The following is a 25,481-nucleotide window of genomic DNA, read 5'->3' as shown; positions in this document are numbered from 1 at the left end:
ATGGCGATGCCGAGGGCGTGCGAGCAGGGCATCCTTCTCACGGTCGGCATGGCCTGGCCAGGCGGACCACCGGTCGTGCAGGAGACCCGGTTCGCCGCCCATTGCGAAGGGGCCGAGAGGCGCAGCGGTCCCCCTCCGGTGGAGTGGGGCGTTCCTGATGCGGATACGCCGCCGGCGACGCCGCCGGAACTAGCACTCCTCAGGCTCAAGGAGTTTGTGACAGCTGTCGGACAGCCGGCCTCGCTGCGCTACAGCCGCGTTATCGCACAGCGTTGGATCCTCGAACCATTCGCCGGCTGGCGGTGCCGCCCTATCAACGTATTCGCTCTCACTGGGCGCTTACAGCTAGCCAACGGCCGATTCATGCCGGTCGGGTGGAGTGGGACCGGCGATGGATTGGCTCGTCTCCAAGGCGGGGCGGCACGGCAGCATCTCGTGCGGGTCGCGCGCAACGCCGGTGAGGCGAACGCCACCGCGCCCGGGGATGGTCCTGCCGTTCTGGCCGCCCAGCCGGCCGCTTTGATCGCGCATGAGGCGATCGGGCATTTCGCGGAAGCCTCGGCGGACTCCGGAGTCGATCTTCGCCATCGGCTCGGTTGCCGGCTTGCAGCCGACGATATCGACGTGCTCGACGATCCGACCTGCAAGGCTGCCGCGTGCTATGAGGTGGATGACGACGGCATCATGGCGATGGGAGCAACCCGCATCCTGAAGGACGGTGTGCTGGTGCGCCAGCTGCACGGGCGGGCATCGGCGCTGGCGGCGGGCGACATTCCGACCGCTAATGCGCGCTCGTCGCAGATTACGTTGCCTCCGATTCCCCGCATGTCCAATCTGATCGTTCTGCCGGGTACGAGCTCGTTTGGCGAGCTCGTCGATAGCGTCGGTGATGGTGTGATCATTCATCATCTGTCGCATGGATTTTCGCGCGGCCTCCATGTCGAGGCACGCATCGTGCTCGGTGAGATCGTCGCCACGGGACGGGCCACCGGCCGCTTCTTTACCGGAGGACGAGTGGAAGAGCGCGTTGATGTGCTGACCGGCTGTATGGCGCGCAGCCGTGAGAGCGAACTCAACCCGAACGCCCTGTGCGGCAAGCACGGGCAAATTCTCTACGATGTGGGCACAGTGGCTCCTGCTCTGCAGTTGTCGCGGTTAAGGATCGTCGGATGAACGGCATCGACCGCAGCATCGCCTTTGCCCGCACGCGCGACGGCTGCAGGATCAGCCATTTCGCTCATCACGTGGTCGTCGACGGAACCGTGGCGGATGTGTGCGCGTGCACGATCGATCCGCAGGAATGCGACGGCGGAGCGCTTGCTGCATGGGCGAGGTGGTGCGACCGAGTGCCGATCGACCGGATCCCTGGCCTCATGGCTGAATGCGGAGCGGTGTGCGAGGGCCAATGGTCCCGCACCTATACTGTCGTTCATCTCAACGGTGCAATTCTGGAGATCGATGGAGAGAGCTTTGACTATCCGCTTGCCGCTTACGAGCTGGAATGGTCACTGCGTCCGCAGGGCGCCGCCGTTGTACTCGGGCCGTCGGCGGTTCTTGCCCTGGTCGACTTTGCCATCGATGGCGTACTGGCGTCCCGTTGGCCACCCGCGGGGGTTCTGGAGCGGCTGAGCATCGTCGATACGCCACATTCGCCGTATCCGCCACAGCACCGGGCGAACGGTGCGCCGCGACCGGTTGGGACCGGCAACTCCGGAGTGATCGACGACGCTACCTTCCTGCTACTGCAGCGCAGCGAGCGCTGGCAGCGGCCGCTCAATGCGTTGTACAATATCAACCGCCGCAACCTTTCGGTCTCGCATTCGACCGTGGCTGAGCACCCGAGCGTAGCCGTGGTGATCGACGCACTGGTCGCTGAAGGGGAACCCACCATCGCGTCGTCGAACTGGATCGGCACCTGGCATCTGCAGTCGCCGGACGGGCGTTGCTGGGGGCGCCGACCGTTCGCGATCAATTTGCACGTGTCGGAATTGCTCGAGGCGGCTGACTGGGCGGTGTCGCCACCGCGCGCCGCATGTATTTGCGATCCAATTGAGGGCGAAATCTTCGGGCTCGCTCCGTCGCTCCTCGTCAAAGCATTGCCGTCGGCCACGACACTCGATGAGGTGCGGTCATGATGATGCATGCAATTGATCTCGCGCCTCATTGCAATGCCCACGCGGCGACGTTCGACGGCGGCCGCAGCCTGGGCTGCGTAAACATATGGGGTAATAGTTTCCCAGCCGAGGAAGTCCCGTTCGGCCGCACCATGATCGTTGGCGGCGTTAGCTACCGGCTGGCGGCGAAGTTGCCAGGCGCGCCAGACCATGTCGAAGCCCTTGGGCAACGGATCGAGGTCGGCACCGTTGCCGGCGGACAGGCCCTCGGCGTCCTAGGGTTCGGCGAACTAGGATCACAGGACTTGACGTTAGCCTTGACAGATTGCTTCGGCGTGGTCGTCAGAATCCAGGTGACTCTGCCGAACTGGCTGTTGCCGCGAGAGGCGCCCGCCAGCGCCGCGGCCTGGTCGGCCAGCCATCTGCACTATGTGGGTGACTACGAGCTCGATCATCTTCGTCCCGCGATGTTCAGCGTGATGGCGCGCTTGCCGACGCTGGCTTGGCTCGTCGCTGTCACGATCGAACCCAATCCGCTCGCCCATGTGATGGGGTTGACCTTTTTGCGGGAGGGAGGCCTCCATGCTTGACCGGGTTGTGCCGATCTTGGTGCCGAGCGCGCTGGCAAATCTGCAGACAATTCTCGACGATCTTCTTGGGGTTCCGAGCGCGTTCATGCTGGCGAGCGTCTGGTCGTTCAATCGCTTTGACCCGGAGCGGGCGGCAATTGCCGAATTCGACCTACCGTCCGGCTGGCCATTGGTGGCGGAACGGGTCGCCGCATTCGCGGGAGTAGAGCTCGTGGCCTCCGAGTCCGATCCGACTGATCTCGCCTACCAGCGCCTGGAGCTGGGACAGCCAGTCGTGCTCGCTGTCGACAGCCACGAGCTGCCGTACCGTCCGGCCTATCGCAAGGTACACAGCGCCCGAACCGTCGTGGCCTCGCGAATTGACCGGACGGCAGGCACAGTCGATGTGATCGATCCATGGCTGCCGGCTTATGCCGGACCGCTTCCGATCGCTGCCCTGGATCGCGCGCGACAATCCGACGTGCCGGAGGATCATATCCTCGAGCCGCTCTATGCCGGCATCGCGCTGAAGCGCCGTTGGTGGACCTTGGCGCTCTCAGCGGTTGCGCCGAGCTACGCGCTCGACGGAGCATCGGCGGCCGTTGCGGCACTGGCGCATGAGGCAGCCAGAACGTCAAGCGCCGATGGACTCGAGCAATTCCGCGCCGCGGTAACGGGGGCGAGGGCAAGCTCTTCTCGCGAAAAACGAGTTCGTCGTGCCGCCGCCCTGCATCTTCGTGCCGAGATCGGGATGCGGGCTCATGTGCTCGCCCTGCTGCGTCGAACCGCGCAGCTGATGGGCGATTCGCTGTTCGCGGCGGAAACGGAGTACTGGGCACTGCACCTTGGGGCCCTCGGATTTGCTCGCGACGTACTGATCAAGTCGATCGGCTTCGATCGGCCGGAATATGCGCCGATTGTTGACCGCGCGCTGCGCGAGGCGCACCGCCGCGAGCAACGTTTTATCAACTTTATCTGCGAATTCTGCCCGCTCGAGCACGGGTTCGGATCGGGCACGAAGGAGGCGTCATGCTGAACCACATTGTCTGGGTGGTCTTCGACAGCGCTCGCTACGACTCGTTCGAAGCCGCGCGCACGCCAGCCATCGACCGCATAGGCGCATCCCAGCGACGCTACAGCTATGCGAGTTGGACTGCGCCCAGCCATCATGCCTTCTTAATGGGCTTGCCGCCGCATTCCAACGAGCCCGGCGTGCTGTCGTCGGAAGCGCATCGCCGCGATCTCTCCCTGTGGCAGACACGTATTGGTGGCCCTCGAGACATGGCGCTCACATTTGCGGATTTCGCGCCAACCCTTTCGTTGCCCTCGTTCCTCAAAAAGCTGGGCTATCGAACCGAAGCCTATGTGTCGATGCCGGTGCTTAACCCCAGGACCCTCATCGCGCACCATTTCGATGTCTTCGAGCTCATGCCGGTTCACAACGACCTTCGCGCCATCATCGGCCGGTTAAGTTTCGACGGCACCCCTCGATTCATCTTCATCAATACCGGGGAGACACACTATCCCTATGCCTTGCCTGGCGAAGACGGCGGCGACTTGCCGCACATTCCGGGAGTGCACGGCGTCTGGCGCGGTTTGGATGACTTCCTGAAAGGCGCGCAGGCATCGGCCGGTGATGGCGCGACAGCAAGCTTCGACGTCGAGCGGCTCCGGCCGCTCTGGCAAAAACAGGTTCGCTGTATCGAGCATCTCGACGGCGCGATCGGCGAGCTTATCAACGTCGCGCCGCCGGACACCTGGTTTATGGTCACCTCCGATCACGGCGAACTATTCGGTGAGGGGGGCTATTTTGGTCACGGACCGGTGATACACGAAAAGGTTTTTGAGGTATTCTTTGTCGAGGGACCGAGCCCACGGTCTGGCAGCCGAACCAGCTGCGAAAATGAACTCGAAGCAACAGTGCTGGGCCGCCTCAAGCGGCTTGGCTATCTTTGAATCTCGGTTCTGAGGCGCCTCAGATGTCGACAACAGCGCCCGAAATTACCATACGACCTCTAAAGCCGAAGGATTGGGCGTCGATTGAGAGGCTGTTCGGTCCGCGCGGAGCGTGCGGGGGCTGCTGGTGCATGTATTGGCGGGTCGAGAAGGGTGGACAAAGCTGGGATGCGTTGCGCGGGCAGCAAGCTCGGCGGCGCTTTCGTTCCCTTGTCTCGACCGGCCGAGCCAGCGGCCTGCTTGCGTTCGCACGACGCGTACCGATCGGATGGGTGTGCGTCGGACCTTGTGAGGAGTTTCCGCGGCTGCGGCGCGTTCGCGCCCTGCAACGCGAGCGGCCGCCGGGAACCTGGTCAATCGTATGCTTTTACATTCAGCCGAAATGGCGCGGCTTTGGACTTGGAACGCAGCTGCTCGAGGCGGCTCGCGATTTCGCGTTCGTTCGCGGCGCGGTCTGTGTTGAAGGCTATCCGGCCAACGTCAACCGAGGACAGAAAATGCCAGGGCCGTTCGTGTGGACCGGCGTACCCGCGATGTTTGCGGCGGCGGGATTTCGCTCAATCGCCTGCAAGGGGAGCTCCCGCCGGCTTTGCATCAGCGATCCGCAACGTGACACGACTTGATGCACGGTTGGTTGCCGAGGGTCAGGCCAACCTGTGTCGGAGAGCGCTGCAAAGACCCCGGTGCCCGTGCCGCGACACGCTCCAGCGTGACTAAACCGACTAAGGAAACGACAAGATGGCTCCTGCGCCTGACGAGTTCCGCGTCCTCTTAGACAACCACTTGGCCTTCCTGGCCTCGCATCGTGGAACGGTGGAGATGGTCGAAGGCAATGCCGTTGTCACCAGCGAGGCACCGGGCTTTTCCACGGTGTTTGCGACGGGCCGACCGCTGACTCCGACTATGATCGGCGGCCGGTCAGTGCGAACAGTGCCGTGGAACGACGCTTGGGCATCCTTGATACCAAGCCTTGAACTGACGCCAAGCGCCGAGATGATCTTCATGGTACGCAATCTCCAGGCGCCGCGGCCGCAGAAGCTGACCCCTTCGCATTTCAGTGTTCGGCGGGTGCAGACGGCTGATGACATAGCGGTGTTCGCCGACGTGCAGGCACGCGGCTTTCTCGGACCGGTGCATCCCGAGTTTGCCTGGTGGCACGCATTTATGAGCCGCAAGGCGCAAGAGAATCAGAGCAACCCGCTGCAACGGTTTTTGCTCGCGTATGACGGCTCGGATCCTGTCGGAACCCTCATCAGCATCTACAGCGACTCGCTCATAGGGCTCTATGCTATTGCGACACTGCCCGAACATCGGAGGCTCGGCGTGTGCACCACCCTGGTCAGAGTGTCGGAGGCCGATGCCATCGGGCGAGAGATCTCAACGGCGACGCTTCAGGTTATGGCTGGGAGCATTGCCGAGACGGTTTACCGCGATCTCGGGTATCACGAAGCCTTCCGCACCCCGATCCATGTGCCACGCGTACCTTTGTCCGGATAGCACGACGAGAGACCGCCCCCCTTTATCAACAACCCCTGCCGAGAGGCTGACTCGATAGGAGTCCGTGATGGTGATAGACGAAAAGCCGTTCCGCGATGCGCTTGAATTGCTGAGCGTAGACGACGTGCTGCTGCCTGAGGGGCTCTCGCCCGACGCTACACACATCGTCCGGACCGCCCGAGCGTGGACGAGCGCATCGCGCGTTGTTGGCTTTGGAATTGGAGAAAAGGTAACCAAGGGAAAAAAGAGCGGCACGCTCGCCTTGAAGATCTATGTCACCGAGAAGCTGCCATTATACCGTATTGAAGATGCGGAGCGCGTCCCACCAGAAGTCAATATTCCGGACATTGCTAAAGGACTGCCCACTGACGTAGAGGCTATCGGCATTCTCAAAGAGGAGTTGTTGGCGCTGAAGGAGCGCCCACTCATTCCAGGCTACAGCATCGGCAACATTGAGGAGAATACCGGAACTCTCGGCTGCATAGCTACGCCTCGTGGCGGAGGCGATGATTTGATCCTTAGCAACAGCCATATCCTGGCGCGCTACGGCCTTGCGCCGGTCGGCGATGCCATCATCCAGCCAGGTCGTGATGACGGCGGAGGCGGCGCGGACGCAGTCGCGACCCTCGTGAAGTTCTCGCCATTCGACTTCGGGTCCGGCTTTCCCAATACCTGTGATGCCGCGGTTGCCAAAGTTCAGCAGGGGATTGCGATCTCGCCCGCTATCGCCCAAATCGGTATGGTGACTGGGATCAACGCTTCGCTCCAGCGGGGTATGCAGGTTCAGAAGACTGGGCGCACGACCGATCACACGATCGGGACGATTCTCGACATCAATTTCCGATTCAAAATACCCTATCCGAACCCAGCCGCCAACGGCGAGCGGACGCCGCTCGGATTCCGCGATCAGGTGAGGTGCAGCCGCTATACCGACGGTGGCGACTCCGGTTCGCTCGTGTGTGACATGAATGGAAAGGCGGTTGGACTTCATTTCGTAGGCAGCGACTCGGTCAGCGTATTTAGCCCGATTCAATTTGTATTGGACGCGCTCGCGATTGAGTTACGAACACAGTAGGCTCAAATGCCGACCGAAGATGACGCCAAAGTTGCGCTCGATACGGTCTCGGAACAGCTGATAAAGCTACCGTGCGTGACCGGTCTTGGGATCGGAACGGCTTCGCAATCCGAGGGCGCTACCTTGTTTGTGTACCTAGACAGCAAACAAAAGGATCCGTCGGCACGAGCTGCGATTCCCAAGAAAGTCGAGATCAATCGGCCGGACGGAAGTAAGGTGGCCGTACCCGTTCAGCTGATTGAACAAGATGACTTGAAGTTCGAGTAGAATGCAGGCCAACCCACGCAGTGTATTGAGGTTGCGATTTTTCTGATGCAGCTGCCCGAATCTCGCCGCTGCCGAGTCGGCCATAGGATGCATCTCAGCACCTAGGGGAAAATCCATGAGAAAGATTCTCATAATGGGTTTGCCAGGCGCAGGAAAAACCGCGCTGGCTGCGGCGCTTGCGCCGCTGTTGAACGCTGTCGTCTTCAACGCCGATGCGGTCCGCGAAAATCTCTCACCCGACCTTGGCTTCAGCCACTCAGATCGCATCGAGCACGCGCGGCGCATGGGGTGGATGTGCGATCGGGTTCTAGAGGCCGGTGGCACGGCCATAGCCGATTTCATTTGTCCGACCCCCGACACCCGAGCGGCATTTGGTGATGCCTATCTCATTTGGGTCGATCGAATCCGACAAGGGCGCTTTGAAGACACAAATCGCTTGTTTGTTGCGCCTGAAAGATTTGATCTTCGGGTCACAGAGCACGGCAGCCCGCAAAGTTGGGCAGAGAAGGCCTTGAGCGAGCTTCGGCCCGCATTTGATCCACAAAAACCAACTGCACTATTTGTCGGTCGTTACCAACCGTTTCACGCTGGCCACAAGCGACTGATCGAAGAGGGACTACGCCGCGTTGGCCAGATCTGCATTGCAGTGCGGGATACACACGGCAACAATGCCAGCAACCCGTTGCCCTATTTTGCGGTGAGACAGCGCATCGAGGCGGTACTCTCAGCTTACGCAGGGAAGTTCGTCGTCGTGCCGCTACCCAATATTACGCACGTCTTCTACGGCCGCGACGTTGGATACACGATCGAGCGCATCGTCCTCGATGAGGCGACCGAGGCAATATCCGCGACAGAAATACGCCGATTGAGCTGTGCGCTCGGCTGATCCGTTAGGCTCATCAACCGAGGTTCTCCTCGAGAATCGTGGCAAGAAATCTCAGCGATTGCGTGAGCGACCGTGAACAAATGGACGGTAGCATCGAAGCGCTCGAGACCATCCTCGGGGCGATTAGTTGCGTCGGCAAGTCCCCGGTCAGGGTACCAATGATCAGTCCTCATGCACGCCTGGCTCAGGCCAAGGCCGTTGTGCTGAATTGGTTCGGCTTCAAGTGAACGATCGTGAACAAACCTTGGCGGGAACGCTCGTCCACTGCTCGGGACGCATCGTCACCTGGCTCCCGGAAGCACGGAAACCACAAACGGGAGACTTCTAAGATGCGTTTGTTGCGGGCCCCGCGACCAATTCGATCGAAAGAATACCAACAATCTCAAGAGATTGCCAGAGGGTAGTGGTTTAGGTCGCTTTGACCAAACGATCCGTAACGAAAGGGTTACCCTCAAACTCCATCCGCTTTCTCTCGATTCCGTTGAAAAAGGCGGCAGTAGTCCGATGTATTGGCGCCAGCGCCGATGCGGCCGAACGGCTGTATCGGCCTTTTTATGCAGGCTTGAGGGGTTGCATCGGGATCAGCTTGGCCATCTTGCGAAGGTTCTGGGCGGTGGCTGCGAGAGTGAACTCGTCGCGCGCGCCGTTTGGGCCTCGTAACCGCAAACGGTCGAGCTTGAGAATGCGTTTGAGGTGCGCAAACAGCATCTCGATCTTCTTGCGGAGCCGGCGCGAAGTGCGGCCCTCCCACGAGCTTGCGATCTGGCGCGCCATGTCGCGAGCGCCCTCGTAGATCGAGCGCGGTACTTTCCGCGACGCCTGCTTGGGGCAGCAGCGGGGCTTGAGGGGGCACCGATCGCAATCGCGCTTGCTGGCGACGTAAAGCATCGTGGCGCCGTCGTTCACCAGCGTTCCGGTCGTGGTGAGGACCTTACCGTCGGGACAGCGGTAGACGTCACCTGCGTGGTCGTAGGTGAAGTCGTGGCGCGAGAAGGTCCCATCCGTGCGGGCCGACTTGTCGAACACTGTAACGTGCGGCTCAATCCCATGCTCGTGGACCAACCAGCCGAGCATCTCGGCCGAGCCATAGCCGCTGTCGCCGAGAAGCCGGCTCGGATAGAGATCGAACCGTTCCAGCGAGCGCTCAATCATGCGCTTGGCCGCCAGCACCTCCGCTTGCCGGATGGCCGTAGTCGCCTCGACATCGACGATGATCGCGTTCTCGATGTCGACCAGGTAGTTTGTCGAGTAGGCGAAGAAGGCCTGGCCGCCGTGCGCCCCTGTCCAGCGCGCCGCCGGATCGGAGGGCGACACGAACTTCGGCGTGACCTCGGTCGCTGCTCCGAAGGCGGCATCGTCGAGGACGGCCAGATACTCATCGATCGCCCGGCCGAAGACTTCCGGGGGAAGTCCCTTGTCGCCTTCGATCCCCTTCTGCCGGTTGGCATCCGCCTTGATCAGGCTCGCATCGACTGCAAATCCGTCCCCACCGACCAGCCGCTCCCGGATACAGCGGCGCAAGACGCTCTCGAACACACGACGGAACAGATCACTCTCCCGGAAGCGGCCATGCCTGTTTTTGGAGAACGTCGAGTGATCCGGCACCGCCCCATCCAGGCCGAGCCGGCAGAACCACCGGTAGGCTAAATTGAGATGAACCTCATCGCACAGGCGCCGTTCTGATCGAATGCCGAAGCAGTAACCGATCAGGAGCATCCGGATCATCAGCTCGGGATCGATCGAAGGTCGGCCGATGCTACTGTAGAAAGGCGCCAGGTCCTGCCTGATCTCTTGCAGATCGACGAACCTGTCGACCGACCTCAGCAGGTGGTCGGCGGGAATATGCTTCTCGAGCGAGAACTCATAGAACAACGCAGCCTGTTCGACTTGCCGATGCCCCATCATGACCTTCAGTCCTGCCAATTAGACAGACTGAATCACTGATATCTCTGCGCCGCAACAGCCGACTTTTTCAACGAAATCTCTCGAAAGCGGTTGTCGGTAAACCCGCTAGAGGAAAATGACTCATCTTCCACTCAAGAGCGGCCGGCACCGGTTCAGCCAGCACCCGACCATCCAACATAGCCGTCGATCCCGTTCCGGAGCGGCCTTGGGAGCCCGCCCGCGGCCCCGGCCGCCAGAGATTAGCCGTAAGCTCCGGGAACGATGACGATGAGCTGATGCCACGGTGCATCACTTGAGTAAGTCTTGGCGTGCTTGTCGATGGCGGCCTGAATCTCGGCCAAAAACTCGCCTGCTAGTTGTTCAGATGTCTTTGACACGGTGGCCTCCCCAACGTTTGCGGCCCTGGCCATCTCTTAAGAGGGCGGATAGTAGACCTTGAACTCGTCGTGATGCCTCATGGACTCGGGCCTGTATGGGCCGTGTCCGGCACACAGGGTCACCTCGTCCAATTTGAACCGTTCCCTGACGGAAGGATGGACGCGTGCGTCATGTGGTATCTTCCGGATCTCCTCCTCCCAATTGAGTCGGCTAAGCCGCCCACGGAGCCATTTCAGCCATCCCGGCAACTTCTCAACGTACCCATCGATGGTGTCTCGCATGCCTGCGAGTTCGCAATGCTGGACGCCATCCGATCGGGGATAGAGGTTCAAAGGAGTGCCGGCGTCGCCGGTGTTCGCCAGCTTGGAGGCGCTCACGAGCACGGGACCCAGTTTCAGGCCATTGGGTATCGAAGTGGCCTCTTCGATCATCCACGTCAGGGCGTTGTCCGAGAGCCTCGACTCTGTCTCGGGATAGCTACCACCGATATCGGAGTGATTGCCCGCAAACCACATCTGCACCAATTTGGGCGGTCCTTCGGCGTCCGGCCTGGCCGCCGGATCGTCGGCAACGGTGCCCCACTGCACTCGCTGAAAGTCCTTGCGGTTCTCGTCGATCGCGTTCGCCGCACGACCGAAACGGACGTAGACGCTGAGCAGACGGTCGAAATTCTCGTCCTTCCACTCTGCGTAGTGCTTGCGCGGAGGATCCCCAGCGTTTGGAAAATCCCGAATGACCTTGAGGCGGGATTGTTTCTGTCGGCGCGCCCACCAGCCACCCATTCCAAGCACAGTCAGCGCGAGGAGAGCCCACCAAGTAGGCCAAAAAGGCGCCAACGAGCCCAGGAGCCAGGCGACTACGAGCATGGGCAGTGCCGCGACCGAGCCAACCGTGAGCGTGAATGCCAGAGCCAATCCGGCTTGGATGGCGAAACGACGGAAACCCTTGGCTCCCAGTGAGGCGACCGTGTCGAAGACGCCGATGAAGTAAGGAGCTACGTTGGAATTAAAATCCCCGTCGGATCCATATTTCTCGCGAAATCGCCGCGCTTGCTCGAGGCGTTCGGCTGCATACCGATCACGGGGATATCCGGCGCCGTGCTCAAGCACCACCGTGACGGCCTCCGTAGCGATGTCGTCCACTTGCTTCCGGAAGCGCATTAGGGGACCTGTTGGTGTCTTGGTCGGTACCCCGCACAGCATAAGCAGGTTCGCCAGGCTGCGGACGGTGTAAGCACCGCGACTAAAGCCAATAAGGAAGATTCGATCACCGGGTTCGTAGTGGTTGATGATGAAGGCGTAGCAATCGGCGATGTTCCTAACGATGCCATTGCCCGTGACCGAGCCGAGCAATTTTTGAATGAAACGCCAAGGGGCGGTTAGGGCGGTGGCCCCCATATCTGTACCGAGCCCTGGATCGTAGAACGCCACCTGTTCGTGAGGGTCGATAGGATTATCGGGGCCCGTCCGGGATGCGCGGTACATCTTGTAGACGTTGCTGACGCGCTGCTCGGGACGTACGCCGCCATCTTGGCCGGTCCCATCCGAGTAGACCACGAAATTCTTCGTCAAGACATCCTCCAGCTCAAAGCATCAGTCTGCGAGCAGATATTGCTCAATCGAAACATGTGGGATTGCATTGTAAGTCGTAGATTACCGCGATCACGTTGCCGGCAAGTCGGAAAACAGGTCGCGCAAAGGGTGTCCCAGGTACGCGGAGACCAGCTTTTGCTGGTCGGGAGATACCTTGTCGTTGCCGGAAAACAGCTTCTGAACGTCCCCGACATCGACTTCCAGCAGACGTGCCATCCCCGCGATATCACGGTTTGCGACCTTGAGCGCCTCGTCTAGGTCGACACGAGAATAGCGCGGACTGTAGTCGGTTCCGCCGACGCTTCGCAGCAGCGAGCTGGCGACCCCACGGATTGCGGCCATTGAACGATCGGACATCAGTCCCGAAACGACGGCCAGCAGGGAGATGAAGTAGGGATTAAGCGGAGCGTTGCCGGCGAGCTTTCCTGTGTCGGCAAGCACAGGCACTCCGGCCTTGGCGATAATGAACATGACAATCGCCAGGACTGCTCCAAACGCGAGCCGAAGCGGGTATTCGCCGAACGAAAGTGACTCCTGATCGTTGCTGATGAACGCGGCGAGCAAGTTCAGGGCGCTGCCGAGCACTCCCATCGAGATGAGCAGCGACAAGACGACCATATCGTTGGTCCACAGCGCCACGGTGTAGACTGCACCGCCCCAGACGCTGGAGAGCGACGACAGTTCGGCGGTGATGTTGACGATGCGCTCGACGAGTTCGGGTGCGGTTGTCGAATTGGAATCACCAAACAGCTTGGCAGCGGCATGCTCGCGATCTTGTCGTTGTTCCTGGAGACTGGCGATCCAGCTTTCCTTGCCCTTTATCTTGGCTTCATTCGTTTGGACTGTCGCACGGAGTTCTACGTTCTCGATGTAGCGCTTTTTTGTCTCGGTGAGTTCGCTGCCAAACCGCTTTTGCAGATCGTCGCGAGAAAGCAGAAATTCTAGTTGGGTAATAATCTCAGGGACACTCGATGTGTTTTCTGCCGGTGAGGCCGTAGAAATTGATGTCAATTGCCCCGATGCTGCGGTCACTCTTTGCTTCAGAGATCTGACGTCCTCGGCAAGGCGGGTAGCCTCGTTTAGCTGCTCGGCCGCGAGCACCAGATTGTTTTGCTTGTCTTTTGCGACGTTTATCCGGTCTTGCGCGATGCCTTCACGCAGCCTTCTGATCGCTTCTGGCCAATTCTTGAAGTCCTCCCGAAACTGATCGACGCGCCAAATCGTTAGAGGCGCGCCGTTCAAGCTCAATTCCGCGATCCTCGATTGGAATTGAGCTGCCGCAAAAAAAGTCACGGCTCCCGCCGCGGAGACGACTACGAAGAGAATCAACACAATGCCGCCCAAAACGCGGACCGGTCGGAAGTCGCCGAGATAGCGCTTGATCCAACCAGCCCGCTCGGGCGCGTTCTCTACTTGTGGCGTCGAAGTATCGGACGCATCGCTCATTAGCAATTGTCCTTAGCCGTGCGCATTTTGGTGCAAATTCCGATCTGCAATTCTAGGCTGCTGCAATAAAGGCTCAAAACCACCGTGCCCGAACGCATCGGGTCAGGTGCTTAGCGGGCTGTCAAGCACCAACCTGCATTTTTCTAACAGTCACCCTCCGGTAGAGCGTCGCGCATATCTTGCAAGATCCATCTCACTTCACGCCTGGGATTCAAGCTCCTTCTTGGCCGCTCGGAAACGTTTGCCCTGCGCTTCGCCAGCCGTCACTCGATGGCTGCCCTACAGTCATTGGCGGCTCCACCGAGGAAGTCGAGCGGTTCGCGAGAGGTTTACGTCGGGGCGATCGATCGAGAGCAGACAGCGGGTCGCTGGGAAGCAAACGGTCAACAGATAATGACGGTCAGCGTCGCCTGCACACTTTCACATGCGCGTTTGCGCGTCCAAGTTCGTCCGTATCGTACGAAGTTTGTGCTGGTGAACTAACTCGTCTGTTGATCGAGCCGGTGAGGCCGCGAATTTTACATCGGGCTGTAACACAAGATAAACATAACTGTTGCTTGTGGTGATTGCGATTTTGATTAGAGGTCGTGAATATTAATGACGGCACCCCATAGTTGTGCTACAGAAGTAGAGCGTTTGATCGCTGAGCCAGCATCCTGAGTTTGCTTCTTCGGGGAGTGAAATGGACACCGGAGCGCTTACGATCGCCTATGCGCGCGTGAAGGCGATACTCGATGAGGCTGCGGGCGACAGCTCCGCTGATTATGGTGGTGCCGGACGGTTCTGGACCAGGGGGGCTCGGGCGCTTGAGGAGGCCGAGATTTTCGGCGTGAAGATGGTCGCGCCGCCAGCAACGGGCCATGCCTGCTGTGCTCCAGTTCGCACGCGGAGTGCTGCGTCCGGGCTGATCAAGGGATTGCGAGGCGAAGCGCCATTCGACGGTGACCGTTTCCCCGCGCTACCGTGGGGCGGCAGGACCGTATCTCCATCGGATATTGACCACATTGCCGAGTGGATTGACGCCGGCTGTCCGGATGAGACGACCAGCGTTCCGGTCGAGCTTTCGCCCGGCGAGCCAGCACCGCCTGTCAGAGTCCGCACGAGCCAGATCGCAGAGTTTGCAGTGGCTGTCGAAGGCTATTCGCCGACCAGCCAAGTCGGCGAGCCGCGACGACGCATGAACATCGATTTCATGGGCGAGGCTCAGCTTGATCGTCTACGCCGCGGCTTTCGCCAACTCTACGCGCTGAACCGCTGGCCTGAAGACCGGCGCAGCTACAACAACCAGGCGCTCATCCACCAAAACCATTGCCAGCACGGCTGGGAGCGCTTCCTGCCCTGGCATCGCGCTTATCTCTATGAGTTCGAGCAGAACCTGCAAGACTTCGAACCCGGGCTCATGCTGCCGTACTGGGACTTCACGATGCCCGAGTACCGTCCGGAGGAGCCGGACAAGGGTTGCATCATTCCCAAGTCGATGAAGGCGTATCTCACTGAAGAAGCGGCTGAGACTCTGGTAGCGGCGCTTGATCCCGCGCCGACGGCGGATCAGAAGAAGGCAGTCCTGGCGCTTGCACGTGAGCGCACCTACTTCACCTCACAACACCACTTCTTCTGCCATCTGGTCACCACGATCGGCTATGGGGCTGTGACCCCCGATCCCAAGAATGCCAATCGCCAGCGCTTGATCGACGCGCTGCTCGAGTCGAACGCTCTGTGGTATCCGCTGCGCTATCCCGCCGAGTATGCCGGCGGCGGCACCATCAACCAAGTGATCCACTATCACTACCCGTCGGCTGACGACATTACCCAGATCTTGAGCCTCAACAATTTCCGCGACTTCGGCGGCGGCAATATTTACGACGCTGCTTTCGGCTTCCTCGACCAGAACCCGCATAACACCATGCACATATGGACCGGCGGTCAAAATCCCGATGCCGGGCTGGCAGCCTACGTGTGCAAGGACGGTCCCACTGCGACTGGGACGACGCCGCAGCCTGAAGCGGACACCGCGCGCCTGCGCGCGCTAACGATACGCCGTAACGATGCCGCCCAGGTGGGTGGTCGCCGCTTCCACGCGCGATCGGACCTCTATTCCCAGCCAGGCCTCGGCGACATGTTCAGCAATCTGACGGCGTCCTACGACCCGGTATTCTGGCCGATCCACGTCAACATCGACCGTATCTGGTGGGAATGGCAGAAGCTCAATCCCAATGCGTTGCCGGCCGATCTCGATGCTGTGCTGTCGCCGTGGAACTGTACGATCCGTGACACGCTCGACATTGCGCCGTTCGGCTACGAGTACGTGCGCAGCTCCCATTTCATGCCGGTCGGGTTGGAGGCGCCGGTCAGCCGCTTTGTGTCGCAGCCGATCGCGGTGCCGGAGGCGGGACGCAACTTCAAGCGCGCAGAGATCCGCCTGCACCAGGTGCCGCAACTCATGCGCTCCTGCTTCGTGCGAGCGTTCCTGAACGATCCCGGTGCCAACGCTTCGACAGCGATCAAAGGCAACCCGCACTACGGCGGATACATCTCAATCTTCGGACACGGCGCCTGTTATGGCGGTCCCGGCCATTGTGACATCCCACCGGCCCAGCCGCGACGCTTCGACCAGCGTCCGCGCAGCCACAACACGCCACGCAACCATCGCATCGACGTCACTGCCGCCGCCAAGCGGGCATTCGAAGGAGGAGGTCCCTTGCAGATCACGCTCGTGGTGATCGGCGGCGACTACCAGGAAGAGAGCGAGTTGCTGAAGCTGGAAGGCGTGTCGATCAGTTTCATGGATTGAGAAGGTTGCAGTGGACCCATGGCTATGTATCGAATCCATCCCGGCATCGGCATTGCTCGCCTGGGCAACAGCGAGACCGATTTCTACCTCGCGCCCGAGACGCCGGCAGCGCTGCCGCAAGCTTGCGATAGCTTTGGCAATCCCCTGTACGGGCCCGACGGCGTCGCGCCCGTGCCGGTCAAGACGTTCAAGGATTCCCAAGGCAGGGTGAAGCGCCAGGGCGCACGCTTCCAGATCGTCGTTTACGACGAATCGAGTCCGGAAGGTCGACCCTTGGCGATCGGCGATCCGGTTGAGGGCGGCGGCAATCACGGCGTACTCGTCGACATTCAGTGGCGCGTGTACGTCGCCAACAAGAAGGCCTCCTGGTATCCGTTCAGCGAGCTGAAGGGGGAGCACGGTTACGCACCGGATAGTCCGCGCCGCAACTCCGACATCACTGGTCAGGACCGCGATCTCCTGATCATTGATCCCGGCCCGCGCAGCGTAAACGCGATCACCGACCGGCGTGCCCATTTCGACCGGTCGGGCGGCCCTGGCGCTTACGCCACCACGTTTCCACCCAAGGGCCTGCAGCCGTTCGACATCGACACGCTGGGCGAAATGATGACCGACGACAAGGGCCGCCTTGTCGTGCTCGGCGGGTACGGCCGCTCGGGCATGGACGTCAGCGGCTTTGGCGAGCCCAAGATCGAGGATTACGCCAACACCGACGGCTGGTACGACGATATCTCCGATGGTCCGGTGATGGCCCGGCTGGTCATGTATTCGGAGCAGGTCGGTCAGAACCGCTACGTCGACGTCGAATTCCCCGCATGGGTGGTGGTCGGCTATCCGCGGTTTGCGCCGCAAATTCTCGACATGATCACTATGGACGAGATGCTGCATGATCTGTACGTGCGCCGCTTCGCCACCGAGACCGGAATCTACGGCATCCTCGGCACCTTTGATGATCCACAGCAGATCCCGTTTCGCGACGAAGTAGCGTTGCGCCACTGGCAGGCCGGCCGCCTGGCCTGGAACCGCAACTACCGGCCCTGGTTCTATCGCGACATCTGGCCGATCCTGTTTCGGCCGGACGAGTTTAGGTACCTGAACGACATCCTGCAGCAGTCGAACTACCCGCACGACCAGGCCCAGCGTGGCACGTTCGATCCTAACAAGCTCTCGCAAACCCCGCGACGCGGGGCACCACGGCCTGAAGTGGAAACGCCGCCGGAAGCCGCACTGCGCGATGCAAGCCAGGGCGAGGCGGTGGTGCAGGTCGCGCTTGCGACCGGTCCGGCCCGCCATGTCGAGCCGGAAGATCCCTACGGGCCGATGCGCCGCTTCCTGTTCGATCTGCTGCGTCGCGCGGGCGAGGCGAATTCCTTCCAGGTGCAGGACCGTGCATCTTCGCGCATCCATTCTCTGCCGCTAATGCCGCTCTTGTGCGGCGATAATCCGCTGACCAACGAGACGCCGTCGAAGTTTCTCCATCTCACCGAGTATCAGCTCTTCATCCTTGGCCAATGGGCGCGCGGTTGGTTCATCAACGAAAAGGAGGAGGGCTGGCTGCCCGCGGGCTATTCGCCATTTGAGCCCTATCCGACGCCGCCGCCGAAGACCGGCCACGAGCTCGATCGCGGCGTGCTGAGTAACGTGCTGGGCGGGGCCTTTTGCCCAGGCGCCGAAATCGGATGGGTGATGCGCAATCCGTCGATCTACTGGGCGCCCTATCGCATCAACGCCGACCGCAGCATCTCGGATTTCCTGCAGAGCGCGGCCCAAGCGAATCAGTTCCAGGGCAGCGTGATCGCTGACTACACCTTCAGCGTCCAGTCGCCGTTGAGTCAGGACAACGACTTCGAGGCGGGCCTTCAACCGGGCGATCTCACCAAATACATGGCGCTGCCCTGGCAATCCGATTTCAACGAATGCACCACGCAGCCGATCAACATCACCTACGCCGACTGGAATAACCTCTGGCCCGGCAGCGATAATGACAAGCGGCTGCGCCTCGACGAGAGGACCTGGACCACTCTATGGTGGCCTGCGCATCGGCCGTTACAGTCCTTTGAAATTGCCTCGATCGACAACGGCCAGCCCAACTACGTCTGGGCGACCTGGAGTCGCGGCGTGCCGCAGACGCCGGCCGGCGATCTCAAGATGGTCACCGAGTGGTCCAGACTCGGTTTCATCGTGCGGAATCCCTATCAGCCGGGCGCCAAGTCGGCCGACGATCTCACCTACAAGTACATCAGCGTCGAGCGATCCTGATCGGCCGCGACCGACCCACGAACCCAACAAGCGAGGCATCATGAGCGACAATCCTTTCGTCGGACATTGGACCTATCGCAGCCTTGTCAACCAGCCTGATATTAACACCGACTTCAACAACCTTGAATTCGGCCGCGGCACAATCGAGATCGTCGAAGCGCCGATGCAGTTCCTTGCCGGGACGATCGGGGGCCCGGGCTGGTCGCTCGCCTTGAAAGGCTCGCGCGCCTACGGCTCGCCCATGCAAGTGCGCTTCCAGGGTACTGGCATCGTGAGCGGCGAGCAATGGATCTACGACTATTGGGGATCGCTGATATCGTCATGGCCAAACGGCGTCGATCAACGTCCGGCCATCGTAGGCTCGGTGATCCGGACCATACCGCACAGTGGCGGCTCTCCGGGTACCGTGGCTCCGGCCGGCGTTGTGGCGTCCTTCTATGCTGTCCGGGCGGACTGATCCTTGGGTACGTTCGACATACTGATCGCAGGCGCAGGGCCGGCCGGGGCGGCAGCCGCCCGTATGCTTGCGATTTTCGCGCCGGACCTCCGGGTGCTCATGGTCGCTCCGGTTGAGAAACGACCCTGCCGCGGCGAGGTTCTGTCGCCGCTTGCGCCGCCCGTGCTGCGCCACCTCGGTCTGTGGTCTGCTTTCCTCGCCCAGGGTTTTGCGCCGTCGCACCACACGTTCACCGCCTGGGGTGAGGCGGGTCTGCGGTCGAGCGAGATGCTGCTCGAGGCGCGCGGGCCGGCATGGCGAGTGGATCGCGCGCGCTTCGACGACTGGTTCGCATCCGCGGCGTCCAGCGCAGCCACGCGCATCGACGCGAAGGTTTCAGATCTGGAGCGCGATGCGGACGGTTGGTCGGTCGATTGCGGTGACGGCGGGAGGCATGCGGCGCGACTGGTGATCGACGCGACGGGCCGCGCCAATGCGCTGGTACGCCGGCAGGGACGGCGAGCGAGGTCGCAGGACCGTCTGGTGGCCGCCTACGCAGAGGGCACGACTTCCGAACAAACCGCACCGGAGCTGCTCGTTGAGGCCTTCGACGACGGGTGGTGGTACACGATGTCGCTGGGGGAGGGCCGGCACGCTTTCGTCTGCATGACCGACGCCGACATTGCGCGCGGTCTCCGGCTGAACAAGCCGCACGGTTGGCACGCGGCTCTCACGAAGACGCACTTCATCTCGGCAATCGCGCGCAAGATCAGTCGACTCGACGCGCCCCGGCTCGTAGCGGCGGGTGGCCGATTTGCCGCAATGCCTGTCGGCTTCCGTCTCCTCTGCGTCGGCGATGCCGCCAGTGCCTTCGATCCGATCTCGGGGCATGGAGTGGCCAAGGCGATGCGGTCGGGAGTCTTCGCCGCCTATGCCGCCGGCGACTGCCTTGTCCGCAACGACGGTACCGCCCTCGACCACTATGGAGCGTGGGTCGCGCGTGAGGCGGCGGCCTATGAGGCCGCGCTGCGTGAGCACTACGTCAGCGAATCGCGGTGGGCCGATCGGCCGTTCTGGCGGCGCCGGTGCTCCGATGTCTCTTCGAGCAGTTCTCCACACCAGTAAGGGGAAAACATGATGAAAGCCTTCCCGCGCATTGTTCTTTTCGTCGCCGCGTTCGGACTGGCTCAGCCGGTCCTGGCGGCGCCTGGTCCCCGTGCCTTTGAAGCACCGCCAATGCTGCCTGGGCAGGGCGGCGTCCTGCAGTTAGAGGCCATAGCGCCGGCTGCCGGTGGCTGCCAGCCGCAAGGGTCGATCTCGCGCAACGGCGCGATCGTCTCCGCGGTGCTGAACTTCGTGCGCGGCCGCTTCTTTATCAATAACCCCGATCCCACTGATCCGCAGAAGGACGGCATGGATCCGGTCGAGCTGCGGTCCTACGGTGGCTGCAAGTCGGGCCCAGTGATCTACGTCAAGCCGGGCGACACGCTGCGCGTCGATTTGATCAATGCTCTCGACAAGAACGATCCGAGCTGCCTCACGGATCCTCCGTCGGGCCTCAGCTTGCCGTCCGGCGTTGGCTGCTTCAACACCACCAATCTGCATACGCATGGCCTGCACGTATCGCCGGCCGGCAACGGCGACAACGTCCTGCTCAACATCGCGCCGCAGACCAAGTTTCCGTACGAGATCAATATCCCGGCCGACCATCCAGCGGGGACGTTCTGGTATCACGCGCACCGCCATGGCTCGACGGCTGTGCAGGTAGCGAGCGGCGCCTCGGGTGTGCTGGTTGTCAAGGGCGAACGTCCGTACACGCCGTCGTCGCCGCAGAACCCTCATCCTGTTGCCGACATCGACACCGTGTTGCATTCCGCCAACGGAGTGCCGCTGAAGGAGCAGCTCTTCCTGTTCCAGCAGATCGCTTATGCCTGCTTTGCTAACCAGTCAAACCAGCAAGGCGGTCCGTGGCAGCAAATCTACACGACCAAAGGACTCTACAACGTCAACAGCGGTCCCGACATCGCGAACGCGCCCTGGACGTGCCCGCTGCCGACCCCCGGCAACCCTGTGAGCGCCGGCGTCGTCGAGAATTTCGCGCTGCAACTCGACTCGCCGAGCATCTGGGACACCAACGGCCGGTTCACCAGCATCAATGGCGTCGTGCAGCCGACGCTCACTGTGCCGGCCGGTGAGATCCAGCGCTGGCGCTTCGTGCATGCCGGCATCCACGACACCATCAACGTGCAGGTCGTGCGCGCGACGCCGGTCGGCGCGAATAACCTGATCGCGGCTTCGGCGCTGAGTGGCAACCGGCAGCAGAAGAAGGCCGATCTCCTGGCTGCCTGCAATGCCACGCCCGATACGCTGGTTCCGCAGTTCGAGTTCGCATCGGACGGGCTGACGCGAACCAAGATACGTACCATCCACGCGTCAGAGGTCGGGGGCGTGCTCGAGTCGAATTACCTCCAGCCCGGATACCGCAGCGACGTCCTCGTGGTGTTCCCATCGGACGGCGACTACTGCCTGCTCAATCAGGCGGCGCCGCCGGCGGAGCGCGTATCCAATGGCAAGGGTGGAGGCCAGGGACCATCGACGCCGCAATTGCTGGCCTATGTCCACGTGCGAGGCGGCCAGGCGGTGACCGGTGACCTTCAGGTATATGTCGGCAAGGTGCTGTACGACGCCAATCCGCAGTTGCCGGACGCCGTCCGCACCGGACTGCGCGCTGGCGACCTGCGGCCGTGGTCGCCGTTCGAAATGTTGTCCCCGCCCAAGGTCGACGGCCAGGAGCAGCAGGCCGATTTCGTCATCAACTTCCCGGCTTTCACGATCAACGGCAAATCATACGATCCCGACGTGGTGAACTTCACCCGCGAGGTGAACACAACGGACGACTGGCTGCTCACCTCGCAGGGCGAGCCGCACATCTTCCATATCCACGTCAATCCGTTCCAGGTCATGGACGTGACCACCACCAATGCCAGTGGTCAGCGTGTCTCGATCTACAATGCCGACGGCACCTGCCGGCCAGATATCGTATCATCCGACCAGCAGCAACTTGCCAACCAGTACTGCGGCATGTGGCACACGTTCCGCGACACGATCATCGTTGAGAACAACTATCAAATCCGGGTCAGGACACGGTATGAGAGGTACATCGGCGAATACGTCCTGCATTGTCACATACTGGACCACGAGGATGCCGGCATGATGGCCAACATCGCGATCGTACCCGATCTTAACGCAGTAGGCGGCGGGCTCGGAATGCCGGGCATGCATCACACCAAGCCAGCGGGCGCGACGCGGTAACGCGTCGCGCATGGGGCGAGGAATGAGCGACCATCAGGTCCCCATCCAGACCCATCTCCTCGAGGGATTTGTCGCCTCGACAAGTCCCACGAGAGTCGGGAAGCCGTTAGCCCTAGCGAGATATGTCCGGGCTAGCTCCTCGATAGAGCTTTACGGAGACGGAGAGAGACATCTCGACGTCAGGCGCGGCGCTCCGTTCAGGAGTAGATCGACTTCGTGGAGACGCCGCTCCGACAATCCGGTTGCAGCCGCTGAGCGTTCGCGGGAAAGCGGCAAATCAGTGCGATCCAATGCGACGACGTGCGGATGCCGGAGCCACGACCCGGCATAGCCGAATTCGCCAAAGGCGCGCGCCAGGGGTTCTTACGCAGCGATCGCGCTAGAGCAGCTTGGGCTAATCGGAAGGTGCGCGAAGACATAGCATTCAGAGCTGGTCAAGGTTCATGTGCGCAGCTGGCCTTACTCGTTTTGGCATCCGGGCCATTTCGCCCCTTCGCTGGATCAAGCGCAGTCATTAAGGCTGGCGACAGATCGAGAAGCCATAGAGCGGTGAGGAATGTCCCGAGGGTCATTCCAGCGTCACCCGTTTCGAGGTTGCGTATCGCTGCCGACCTTACCCGCGCGGAAGAGAACTTCGGCCATGATCACACTCCACACTGAGGACCACGGTTTGCTATGGAAGGGCCCAGATAAATCTGCCCCTCGTTCATGCTATGGTCTTCCAGCGACCCAATGAAATCAAGGCATTAGACTTCTGTTGCGATATCGTCAAACCAGAGTTTCCTACGCTTTCATACGATGACGGTCCAAGAGCCCCGTTTATGTTTCGATGCTGACTTGATGGACTCGGCTCGTCCGGGTTCGAAGTAGTTGCTTCGGTTGTTCGAGATCGATGGTTAGCTTTGCGGGAATAACCTGAGCGAAGGCCACGGCTCGGCGTTTTTGATCATCGGGTGGCGTGGTTCGCCGAAAGGGCAGCCATAACCGTTCCGGCCCTTCGATGGCTCCGTGCCACTTGAATTCAGTAATGTCGGAGTGGATTGCTCCCGATACCGTCGTTCGGTTTCATTTATGCACGTTCAACGAGCGAGCGCGGAACAAGAGGGACGACTCTCAGATCCGCCATTATTGGCGGAAGCGCATCGATGGGAATGAACTTGACTTCATCGACGAGCTCGACGTGGTGATTGAGGAGATTTTCTGCGGACTACTCAAGCCGCTGATCTCTGTTGTTCTGCGATCTTCTGAAATTCGGCCAGAAGCTCGGGAAAATGCTGCGCGAGATAGCGAACGACGCGCGCGCTCTCGATCAATCGATGGAGGTAGCCGGTCGCAACAACAAGATCGAGGTGGTCTGAGCCGTATGACTGTTCCATGAGGCGGAATTCACGATCTAAATTGGCGGATTCCTGTTCCATTAGCGCGATCTGTTCATCAGTGAGACCGTCAATTTGCTTCGGCTTTGCCGCCTCAACCAGCTGACTCTGTGGCGTCGCTCCGACGATCGATTTCGCATACGTGCTGGAATATTTATTCATCGTCACCATAAGCTGTGCCGCTTCGATCTGGCGCATCGGCTGCAGCTTCCGCAGTTCCGTGAACGTTGCGATGGGGACATGCTTGTCCTTCAGCAATTCAACGGTTTCGGGGCAGATTCCCTCGAGCAAGCGCTTCTTCAATCGCACGTGAGAAACGTTGACGTTAAGCACCTTGGCGATTCTCTCCTCTGATACACCCCGCCTGATTGCTCCCAGGATCATGTTGCGTTCCTGAACGATAGCGATCCGGCTGACCCTCTTATTATATGTATATGCCTCGTCATCCGTGGCGATCAGACACGGCGTCTCGATGACGTCGAGTTCCTGGAGGACCGCCAAGCGAAGGTGTCCATCGAGAAGAAGGTATTTGCCTTTCTCGCTGCGGTCACGTGCCACTATAAGTGGCTCGACGAGCCCAATTTCTCTCACGGAAGACTGGATCTGGCTGTATTTCGGAGTCTTCTTGATCGCGTCGCTGATCAAGCGTAGTGGCTGAATTGAATTGACCGAGATCATCACCCGATCGCGCTCGAACGCCATTGCAATGGGCCGCCTGTCAGGCTTGCGGTTCATTATGCGACATCCCCTCGTTGCATCCGACTGACTAGCTTCTTAGGGAGCGTATCGAGCTTCTCGGATTTTAGGAGGGTAACGAACCTTTCGTCGCCAAGAAGTTCCCGCATGGCGTGGGCAATGAAAATGAGGCGATTCCTGGTAGCGTCAGCTCTGCGAATGAGAAGGCGCTTCCGATCAGTGTCTTCCCGATAAGCCCTGATCAGGGAGCGAGAGGAAAGTTTTGCGCCCTTCTCAGCCGCGTCTCGCACTCCTCGTCCGCGCCGTCGCCGACTTTCGACGATACGCTTTGCAATCAGCAATTTGCGCCCACGCAGGAGGTTCTTCTCATAGGCTTGGTGCAACGCCTCCTGTATGCCGACGTCGTCGGCATCGGCGATCTGTACCGCAACACTGACGGGAATATGCCCGACCTCGACCGCGCGCAGGAGACGCTGCTCTCCTTGTGCCAGCAACCGGCCGACGCCTCGAACATATTCTAGAGATAGGCCCGTCTTCTTGGCGATCTCCGGATCGGAGTAGCCGCGCTGCTTCATACCGCCGATGTCATGCAGGAGATCAATCGCTTGATGTTGGCGCCTCGCGCAATTCTCCACCAGGCTCTTGATCATGCAATCTTCCACGCTCCCTTCGATAACGAACGCCGGAATCTCCGATTCTCCAAGCTCGACAAAAGCTTCCAGTCTTCCCTGACCGCACACCAAATCGTACCGGACGCCTTGGTCATCATCCCGCCGAGTGACCGTAATTGGCTTCTTGAGCCCTAGGTGGTGTGGACACTAGCGCATCCATAGAACAATGGCAGCGAGAGTGACGACGGCCCGGTAATTCCGGGCCGTTTTTTCGAAGCGGGTTGCGACACGTCGGAACTGCTTGAGCTTTGAGAA

21 protein-coding genes and 1 pseudogene are annotated in these 25,481 nt (G+C 60.7%); 15 read left to right on the top strand and 7 right to left on the bottom strand.

Annotation, left to right across the window (positions count from 1 at the left end; all coding sequences use genetic code 11):
* The 10 genes from FNJ47_RS21010 to FNJ47_RS20965 all read left to right on the top strand — a co-directional run bounded on the left by FNJ47_RS21010 (position 1) and on the right by FNJ47_RS20965 (position 8,364).
* Positions 1 to 1,173, top strand: coding sequence for a metallopeptidase TldD-related protein (locus FNJ47_RS21010; protein WP_163156437.1), 1,173 nt, complete (start codon positions 1 to 3; stop codon positions 1,171 to 1,173).
* The gene (locus tag FNJ47_RS21005; protein ID WP_163156435.1) at positions 1,170 to 2,135 is read left to right on the top strand and encodes a hypothetical protein; all 966 of its coding nucleotides are present in this window, start codon (positions 1,170 to 1,172) and stop codon (positions 2,133 to 2,135) included. The genes FNJ47_RS21010 and FNJ47_RS21005 overlap by 4 nt, the downstream gene beginning before the upstream one ends.
* Positions 2,132 to 2,704, top strand: coding sequence for a hypothetical protein (locus tag FNJ47_RS21000; protein ID WP_163156433.1), 573 nt, complete (start codon positions 2,132 to 2,134; stop codon positions 2,702 to 2,704). Before FNJ47_RS21005 ends, FNJ47_RS21000 begins: the two co-directional genes overlap by 4 nt.
* Positions 2,697 to 3,719, top strand: coding sequence for a BtrH N-terminal domain-containing protein (locus tag FNJ47_RS20995; RefSeq protein ID WP_163156431.1), 1,023 nt, complete (start codon positions 2,697 to 2,699; stop codon positions 3,717 to 3,719). Before FNJ47_RS21000 ends, FNJ47_RS20995 begins: the two co-directional genes overlap by 8 nt.
* On the top strand, positions 3,713 to 4,639 hold the full coding sequence (locus tag FNJ47_RS20990; protein ID WP_206685335.1) for an alkaline phosphatase family protein: 927 nt from the start codon (positions 3,713 to 3,715) through the stop codon (positions 4,637 to 4,639). Before FNJ47_RS20995 ends, FNJ47_RS20990 begins: the two co-directional genes overlap by 7 nt.
* 23 nt (positions 4,640 to 4,662) lie before the next feature.
* Entirely contained in the window at positions 4,663 to 5,262 is a 600-nt protein-coding gene (locus FNJ47_RS54745) for a GNAT family N-acetyltransferase (protein ID WP_163156429.1), read from the top strand.
* Between the two features lie 115 nt (positions 5,263 to 5,377).
* Positions 5,378 to 6,136 (top strand): GNAT family N-acetyltransferase, encoded by a 759-nt coding sequence (locus tag FNJ47_RS20980; RefSeq protein ID WP_163156427.1) that lies wholly within the window; start codon positions 5,378 to 5,380, stop codon positions 6,134 to 6,136.
* A 67-nt stretch (positions 6,137 to 6,203) separates the two neighbouring features.
* Positions 6,204 to 7,211, top strand: a complete 1,008-nt coding sequence (locus tag FNJ47_RS20975; protein ID WP_163156425.1) for a chymotrypsin family serine protease — start codon at positions 6,204 to 6,206, stop codon at positions 7,209 to 7,211.
* A 6-nt stretch (positions 7,212 to 7,217) separates the two neighbouring features.
* On the top strand, positions 7,218 to 7,478 hold the full coding sequence (locus tag FNJ47_RS20970; protein WP_163156423.1) for a hypothetical protein: 261 nt from the start codon (positions 7,218 to 7,220) through the stop codon (positions 7,476 to 7,478).
* A 115-nt stretch (positions 7,479 to 7,593) separates the two neighbouring features.
* Complete coding sequence (locus tag FNJ47_RS20965) at positions 7,594 to 8,364, top strand: adenylyl-sulfate kinase (protein ID WP_163156421.1); 771 nt, start codon at positions 7,594 to 7,596, stop codon at positions 8,362 to 8,364.
* Between the two features lie 552 nt (positions 8,365 to 8,916).
* Here FNJ47_RS20965 and FNJ47_RS20960 read toward each other — a convergent pair.
* The 4 genes from FNJ47_RS20960 to FNJ47_RS20945 form a co-directional block, all read right to left on the bottom strand.
* Positions 8,917 to 10,269 carry a transposase gene (locus tag FNJ47_RS20960; RefSeq protein ID WP_163156419.1) on the bottom strand — a complete coding sequence of 451 codons (1,353 nt, stop codon included), beginning with the start codon at positions 10,267 to 10,269 and terminating at the stop codon, positions 8,917 to 8,919.
* A gap of 239 nt (positions 10,270 to 10,508) precedes the next feature.
* The gene (locus FNJ47_RS20955) at positions 10,509 to 10,646 is read right to left on the bottom strand and encodes a hypothetical protein (RefSeq protein WP_163156417.1); all 138 of its coding nucleotides are present in this window, start codon (positions 10,644 to 10,646) and stop codon (positions 10,509 to 10,511) included.
* 36 nt (positions 10,647 to 10,682) lie between these two features.
* Positions 10,683 to 12,218 carry a T6SS phospholipase effector Tle1-like catalytic domain-containing protein gene (locus FNJ47_RS20950; protein WP_163156415.1) on the bottom strand — a complete coding sequence of 512 codons (1,536 nt, stop codon included), beginning with the start codon at positions 12,216 to 12,218 and terminating at the stop codon, positions 10,683 to 10,685.
* Between the two features lie 90 nt (positions 12,219 to 12,308).
* The gene (locus FNJ47_RS20945) at positions 12,309 to 13,685 is read right to left on the bottom strand and encodes an AAA family ATPase (protein ID WP_163156413.1); all 1,377 of its coding nucleotides are present in this window, start codon (positions 13,683 to 13,685) and stop codon (positions 12,309 to 12,311) included.
* 835 nt (positions 13,686 to 14,520) lie between these two features.
* Between FNJ47_RS20945 and FNJ47_RS20940 the strand changes: the two genes are divergently transcribed.
* Genes FNJ47_RS20940 through FNJ47_RS20920 form a run of 5 tightly spaced genes read left to right on the top strand, consistent with a single transcriptional unit; the run spans position 14,521 to position 22,483 of the window.
* Positions 14,521 to 16,476 carry a tyrosinase family protein gene (locus FNJ47_RS20940; protein WP_236000022.1) on the top strand — a complete coding sequence of 652 codons (1,956 nt, stop codon included), beginning with the start codon at positions 14,521 to 14,523 and terminating at the stop codon, positions 16,474 to 16,476.
* 18 nt (positions 16,477 to 16,494) lie between these two features.
* Positions 16,495 to 18,735 (top strand): LodA/GoxA family CTQ-dependent oxidase, encoded by a 2,241-nt coding sequence (locus FNJ47_RS20935; RefSeq protein ID WP_163156409.1) that lies wholly within the window; start codon positions 16,495 to 16,497, stop codon positions 18,733 to 18,735.
* Between the two features lie 40 nt (positions 18,736 to 18,775).
* A complete protein-coding gene (locus tag FNJ47_RS20930; protein WP_163156407.1) occupies positions 18,776 to 19,192 on the top strand; it encodes a hypothetical protein in 417 nt (138 codons plus the stop codon).
* A gap of 3 nt (positions 19,193 to 19,195) precedes the next feature.
* The gene (locus FNJ47_RS20925) at positions 19,196 to 20,296 is read left to right on the top strand and encodes an NAD(P)/FAD-dependent oxidoreductase (RefSeq protein WP_236000021.1); all 1,101 of its coding nucleotides are present in this window, start codon (positions 19,196 to 19,198) and stop codon (positions 20,294 to 20,296) included.
* A gap of 12 nt (positions 20,297 to 20,308) precedes the next feature.
* The gene (locus tag FNJ47_RS20920) at positions 20,309 to 22,483 is read left to right on the top strand and encodes a multicopper oxidase family protein (RefSeq protein WP_236000020.1); all 2,175 of its coding nucleotides are present in this window, start codon (positions 20,309 to 20,311) and stop codon (positions 22,481 to 22,483) included.
* A gap of 1,211 nt (positions 22,484 to 23,694) precedes the next feature.
* On the opposite strand, the gene FNJ47_RS20910 is transcribed toward FNJ47_RS20920, so the two are convergent.
* The 3 genes and pseudogenes from FNJ47_RS20910 to FNJ47_RS20900 all read right to left on the bottom strand — a co-directional run.
* Positions 23,695 to 24,594 carry a plasmid partitioning protein RepB C-terminal domain-containing protein gene (locus tag FNJ47_RS20910; protein WP_163156403.1) on the bottom strand — a complete coding sequence of 300 codons (900 nt, stop codon included), beginning with the start codon at positions 24,592 to 24,594 and terminating at the stop codon, positions 23,695 to 23,697.
* Positions 24,594 to 25,205: a plasmid partitioning protein RepB C-terminal domain-containing protein gene (locus tag FNJ47_RS20905; RefSeq protein WP_236000019.1), complete on the bottom strand. Its 612-nt coding sequence runs from the start codon at positions 25,203 to 25,205 to the stop codon at positions 24,594 to 24,596. The genes FNJ47_RS20910 and FNJ47_RS20905 overlap by 1 nt, the downstream gene beginning before the upstream one ends.
* Before the next feature lie 168 nt (positions 25,206 to 25,373).
* Positions 25,374 to 25,481, bottom strand: a pseudogene (locus FNJ47_RS20900) (IS5/IS1182 family transposase); the annotation flags it as partial.

This window comes from Bradyrhizobium uaiense, from assembly GCF_010811875.1.
GTDB lineage: Bacteria > Pseudomonadota > Alphaproteobacteria > Rhizobiales > Xanthobacteraceae > Bradyrhizobium > Bradyrhizobium uaiense.
The sequence above is the reverse complement of the archived record's forward strand: the minus strand, read 5'-3'. Positions and strand labels throughout refer to the sequence as shown.